This window comes from Bilifractor sp. LCP21S3_A7 (assembly GCF_052118825.1).
Taxonomy (GTDB): Bacteria; Bacillota; Clostridia; order Lachnospirales; family Lachnospiraceae; genus Bilifractor.
Genome location: NZ_JBQKGL010000031.1, coordinates 1 through 604, shown reverse-complemented (window position 1 = coordinate 604; position 604 = coordinate 1). Strand labels below are relative to the sequence as shown.

The following is a 604-nucleotide window of genomic DNA, read 5'->3' as shown; positions in this document are numbered from 1 at the left end:
AATCGGCGCATCGATTCAGGGAGGCAAGCTGGCCGGAGATGCTGGAGCCGGAGACGTGCTTCTGCTCGATGTCACACCGCTGACCCTTTCCATCGAGACCATGGGAGGAATTGCGACACCGCTGATTCCGAGAAACACGACAATTCCGACGAAGAAGAGCCAGATCTTCTCCACGGCTGCGGACAATCAGACCGCAGTGGATATCAACGTCGTACAGGGTGAGCGTAAGTTCGCCAGAGACAACAAGTCCCTCGGTCAGTTCCGTCTGGACGGAATCCCGCCGGCAATGCGCGGCGTTCCGCAGATCGAGGTGACCTTCGATATCGACGCGAACGGTATTGTAAATGTATCCGCCAAGGATCTCGGAACCGGCAAGGAGCAGCACATCACGATCACTTCCGGATCGAGCATGAGCGACGCGGAGATCGACAAGGCAGTGAAAGAGGCAGCGCAGTACGAGGCTGAGGACAAGAAGAGAAAGGAAGCCGTAGACACGAAGAATGAAGCGGATTCGACGGTATTCCAGGTAGAGAAGGCTCTGAAGGAAGTCGGCGACAAGGTGCCGGCGGATCAGAAGAGCGGCGTTGAGGCAGACCTGAACGCA

At 57.0% G+C, this 604-nt stretch carries 1 protein-coding gene; it reads left to right on the top strand.

What is annotated here, in order from left to right; all coding sequences use genetic code 11:
* Window positions 1-604, top strand: a 604-nt coding sequence (locus tag ACTQ1O_RS14040; protein WP_441487791.1) for an Hsp70 family protein, incomplete at both ends; no start/stop codon positions are given.